A 4,514-nucleotide genomic window follows, 5' to 3' on the forward strand; every position below is an offset into this window, starting at 1 on the left:
TTTGTAAAATACGCGCCCTTCAATCACGTCAAAAGGCCCCGGCGCGCCATCGATGGTCAGGGTGATTTCATGACGCATCTTGGGCTGTGGATTGAGCTTGATGTCCGGTTGGTTGATGGATTGTTGGCAAGCCGGGAGCGTGATGATAAAAAGAAGGAAGAGGGCGGTGACGACAATGCACTTCATTGTCATTTCACTCCGCAATGCGCATGGGCTGCGCGTGAGTGACTTTCAGATTGGTAGTTGGCATCGCAGTATTCAGGAGCGTGTACGGCCGATTTGGTTCATGAAAATGGCTGCTACTGGACGCGCACGGGCATGCTGCAGGCGCTGTAAACCGTTTGACACCCAGGTCCATATTTCGAGCATTGCTCCATGGCGCGTGCAATCGCATCCTCCACCTTCGGCGCGCCAGCAACACCTATTCCACCGGCTTTGCCGGTAAAGGCTACGCATTCATTGGCGTAGGGAAAAATGATCTGACACCCTTGAGTGCCGCAGTCGGCCATTGCTGCTTGTTCAGCCCCGGCTTTATTTCTCTGGTTCTCGGCGGCCCCAAATTTGCTTGTTTTGGAGTCAAACGCAACGGCCCCCCAGCGATCAGCCCAGACGGCAGCGGGTGGAAGTGTTGTGCTGCCGCTGCCGCCTTGGTAGTACGGTGAATTCGATCGATCAGGCGGAATGCAACCAGGGTTGCCAGCAGAAGGAATGCCACCACCGCATTGAGCCCAGGCGAACACACTAAATCCGCCGCAAATGAGAGACGCCGCAATGATCTTGAACTTCATAGTGATTGCCTCGCCTGCGGCATGGGCGCTGTGCCTATCGTGTCGGAATGAGCGCCGGCGGTTGAGGTTGTGCCTTGTCCGCCTAGGCCTCTAGTCGGTATAGAGCTTCCTGGATTGGGGGCCTGCGTTCCCGGGTCCACTGGTGCCGGCGGCGCTGATGGAATCCGCCCCTGCGCCAACGCTTGCGAGTCGCTGCCACCGTTGCCCCCCTTGGCCCCCACAGCCCCAAATGCCGAATAAGCCGCAAACTGCCCCAGCGTCCCCTGGAAGAAATTCGCTGCCATCGGCGGCGCGCTGATGATCAGCGTGCTCAGCACCAGGCCCAGCCCGCCCTGCTGCATCGCCATCGAGGTGATCCCGTCATTGCCCCCCATGGCCGAAGTCAGCGCACTTGATATATCGCCCAGGCCCAGCGAATCCGTGAGTGACGACGCCGTCGCCAACGCCGCGTACTTGCCCAGGATCGAGATGGCCACCGCACCTACCATCCTGGTGGACAGCTCCACCATCACCGACAGCACCGCCAGCGAAAACAAGGTGCCGATCCCGTAGAACAACCATCGACTGAACAGACTCTTGGTCTGCTCGAACAGCAGACACAGAATGAACAGCGGACCCAGCCCCACGAACAAGGCGATGGCGATCTTGTTGAGAAGCAGAGCAGAACCGGCCACCACGCCCGGGCCGGCGATGCCGATGCCGGTGAACCACTTGGCGCGGTCCTTGGCGTCACCGGTTTCTGCGTTGAACCCGCCGTTCATGCCGGCGGACACCGCATCGATGGCGGTGAACATCAACTGCACATAAGCCAGATTCTTGTCGATGCTGTCGTAGGGCGAAGGTGTGTCGCTCACCAGTTTGGAGATGGCGCTGGACGTGCCGTCGGTCATGCTCCAGTAGATGGTGGAGGAGGCGCCCGCGGCGGCCACTGCAATGCCGATGATCAAGGCGGCGCGCAGCGCGTCGCTCACCAGCGCCATCATGGGCAACTGGGTGCGGCCCGTGATGATGCGAAAGCCCTTGGTCAGGATGATGAGCGTCAGCATGCCATCCGTCAGCGCCCGCAGCGACCGCGTCACGTCGACGAGGGAGCGCCTGCGTGTCCCGACGTGTGCAATCCACCCGTCAAACGGTTTGTTTGCTATCGAATGGATCGCCGGTGTCGCGGTATTCATGGGCGTTGGCGGGTGATTTGACTAGTGAAGGAGAGACTCAACGAGACATCGCAGGCGCCGTTTGCTGCGCGGCCTGCTGGTTGTTTTGCTGAGGAGCTTGCTGCTGCGCCTGCTGCACGACTGTGAACGCCTGCGAGCTTTGAGCAACCGGCGTGTTCATCGATTCCACAGTCGGCACATCGACTACCTTGGAAAGCGCGGTGCCCGGTTTGCCTTGAATCGCAAGGATCGTGCTGTTGTCGTTGCCGCCCAGCATCATGTGATCGATGCGGGTCAAGCCACCGCGCAATGCGGCCACTGTGATGGCGGCCGCGGCGTTGTCGGTCAACTGATCGGGCTTGCGCCCGAACTGAGCATCGATCTTTTCGAGACCGGACTTCGCCTGCTTGAACAGCGAGCTGTCCTGCATCGTCTTGCCGGGCTCTTGATCGCCAGGCTTGTAGCCGTGGGCGAGTTTGGTTTCCCACTGTGTGGCGGCGGCCTTGCGTTCCGCCAGTGCGGTGTAGCGGCCGTTGACGTCCTTGGTGGCATGCGTGACGTCGTGCTGATGACCCAACGCCACCACGCGTTCCTTCCAGTACTGCGTGGCGATCTTGGCGGCGTTGGCGGGTTCGGCGGCCAGATCGGGGTGGTTCACCAAATCCAGCCCAAGTGCCTTGCCGAAGTGCTCGTAGTTGTAGCGGCCTGTCAATTGAACAAAGCCGCGACCGTGAAACTTCCAACCGTCGCCCGCCTCGGTATTGCCCGGACCGCCTTTGCGTTTTCCCCAGTCGCCGCCGTAGATGGCTTCCGCAATCTTTTCCGGGCCACCCGCCGCAACCGCGTTCGCCTTCTCAAGGGTGTCCATCCCATTGCGCCCAGGGAATACCTTGAGCAGGCGTTCGCCCGAGTAGTTCAGAGCCTCGTGCATTTTGGTAAAGCCATGCGACTCCACCTGCATCTGGCCCATGAAGTTGGCCAGTTCCTTGGGGGCGGTGATGCTTGCACCCTGCGCGGCCTGCAACACGAAGTCGCCGTTCTCCTTGGAGTACGGGGCCGCGCGGTGTGCGTGGTGCGGGTGTGATGCGTGGCGGGGTGGATGTGACATAGTGGCTCTCCTTGGGTGAAGCGAATTTCAGTTCTTGCTGGGCAGGCCGTGGGCATCGATGTCCGGGTCGACCTTCCATTGGGATGTGATGCGTACCAGTTCGGTGTTCTTGGTCTCCGCCAGAGTCGATGGCCGGCAAGCCGCTTCGTGGACCGCCCGCAGTTGCCCCTCGCGCTGTACCAGCAGGCCCGAGCGCTTGAACCCCGTGCCTTCGATCGAATACAGGATGTACTTGTAGCCCTCGTTGGTGAGGGTGTGGGCATAGCCAAACGTGGCGCCGGCATAGAACAGGCGCGTGAACGTGAAGGCCTCACGAACGTTGCCGCTCGCCGGATACCTGAGCTCGATCTTTGAAGGCCGCCCATACAGGTAATGAAAACTTCTTTCACCCTGCGTCGATGCAGGCGATGCACACAACGACACCATCTTGCGGCTGGGGCCTTGCAGGGTGCAGGAAAACACCGGCTCCTCATCCGCAGCGCACAGGCCGTGCGCCTGCGCCTTCTGCGCGGAGGCGTGAAAGCAAACAAGACCAAGTGCGGTCGCGGCAACGAGTGAATGGATGCGTGTCATGGAATGTTTGTTAGTCAATCAGGAGGTTTTGGCCGACATATCCGCGGGCATTCGCATGCAATCCGGTTTGCGAAATGGTGGTGCAACTACCGAATTCGCACCGGCAGGCTGCAGTCGGAGTAGTAGACGTGGCAGTTGCTACGCCCAGAACTGCGACATGTCTTCATACCAATTTCCGCGGCCTTATCGAGCGTTTCAGCGATTGGAACGTTGTATGCGCCGTCGCCTACGACAACCACAGCGCACTGGTTGTCATATGCAATGTCGATCTTGCAGTTCACACCGCCCTTTGACTGGCAGCTGTGCATAGCCGCTTGCGAGGCTTCGCGTTTGCTCCGCATGTTGGTGGCTACGCCCAAAGCGTCGTTAGGTCCATCCGTCGCAATCGCGCCCCAGCGGCTTTCCCACTGCGGCGCTGGTTGCTGCGGCATCTGCTGATTTCCATTCCCAGGAATTGGCGCGCAAGAAGACGGCTGGTTGGGTGCGAATTGAAACGGGTACATGCCAGGAGGACAACCTCCTTCAGCATGCGCGAGGCCATTCCAAAACAATCCCGCGCTCATCAACAACAAAGCTCGCGCCAACATCTTCATCATGCTTCTCCATCAACCTTGAGTGCTTTTGGTGGCGGGGGAACGGACGCGGGCCTGATTTGGTCCGCAGGTGGCTCTGCCGAGGTGCGGTTGGTGTTACCGCCGAGTCCGCCACGGCTCGCTTGTTCGGGGGGCGCCGGTTGCGACGTCTGGCTAGCCGGCGGCGCATAAGACCCCGCAGGCTGTCCTCCCGGCCCCGGACTACCCGCGTTCTGTTGCCCCCCGCTCACCGTCGGATATGGGTTGAAGTTGCCCATCGTCCCGCCGAAGAACGCCGCCGCCATCGGTGGCGCAGAGA

Annotated in this window: 6 protein-coding genes; 1 reads left to right on the forward strand and 5 read right to left on the reverse strand. The window is 60.4% G+C overall.

All coding sequences use genetic code 11. From position 1 onward, the window contains the following. Positions 1–228, forward strand: a 228-nt coding sequence (locus AC1DXX_RS32970; protein WP_478138407.1) for a hypothetical protein, incomplete at its 5' end; no start/stop codon positions are given. A 71-nt stretch (positions 229–299) separates the two neighbouring features. Here the strand turns inward: AC1DXX_RS32970 and AC1DXX_RS32975 are convergent. The 5 genes from AC1DXX_RS32975 to AC1DXX_RS32995 form a co-directional block, all read right to left on the reverse strand. Further along, the gene (locus AC1DXX_RS32975) at positions 300–788 is read right to left on the reverse strand and encodes a DUF4189 domain-containing protein (RefSeq protein WP_478138408.1); all 489 of its coding nucleotides are present in this window, start codon (positions 786–788) and stop codon (positions 300–302) included. Then, the gene (locus AC1DXX_RS32980; protein ID WP_478138409.1) at positions 785–1,963 is read right to left on the reverse strand and encodes a TrbL/VirB6 family protein; all 1,179 of its coding nucleotides are present in this window, start codon (positions 1,961–1,963) and stop codon (positions 785–787) included. Before AC1DXX_RS32980 ends, AC1DXX_RS32975 begins: the two co-directional genes overlap by 4 nt. Positions 1,964–2,000: 37 nt before the next feature. Beyond that, positions 2,001–3,050: an XVIPCD domain-containing protein gene (locus AC1DXX_RS32985; RefSeq protein ID WP_478138410.1), complete on the reverse strand. Its 1,050-nt coding sequence runs from the start codon at positions 3,048–3,050 to the stop codon at positions 2,001–2,003. 27 nt (positions 3,051–3,077) lie between these two features. Continuing rightward, positions 3,078–3,623, reverse strand: a complete 546-nt coding sequence (locus AC1DXX_RS32990; protein WP_478138411.1) for a hypothetical protein — start codon at positions 3,621–3,623, stop codon at positions 3,078–3,080. An 86-nt stretch (positions 3,624–3,709) separates the two neighbouring features. Then, positions 3,710–4,216 (reverse strand): DUF4189 domain-containing protein, encoded by a 507-nt coding sequence (locus tag AC1DXX_RS32995; protein WP_478138412.1) that lies wholly within the window; start codon positions 4,214–4,216, stop codon positions 3,710–3,712. Positions 4,217–4,514: the final 298 nt, after the last annotated feature.

This window comes from Variovorax sp. P4_B10 (genome assembly GCF_056402375.1).

Bases quoted from the DNA above. Each gene is read 5' to 3' on its own strand.
- AC1DXX_RS32975 (WP_478138408.1), bottom strand. From the start codon at position 788: ATGAAGTTCAAGATCATTGCGGCGTCTCTCATTTGCGGCGGATTTAGT.
- AC1DXX_RS32980 (WP_478138409.1), bottom strand. From the start codon at position 1,963: ATGAATACCGCGACACCGGCGATCCATTCGATAGCAAACAAACCGTTT.
- AC1DXX_RS32985 (WP_478138410.1), bottom strand. From the start codon at position 3,050: ATGTCACATCCACCCCGCCACGCATCACACCCGCACCACGCACACCGC.
- AC1DXX_RS32990 (WP_478138411.1), bottom strand. From the start codon at position 3,623: ATGACACGCATCCATTCACTCGTTGCCGCGACCGCACTTGGTCTTGTT.
- AC1DXX_RS32995 (WP_478138412.1), bottom strand. From the start codon at position 4,216: ATGAAGATGTTGGCGCGAGCTTTGTTGTTGATGAGCGCGGGATTGTTT.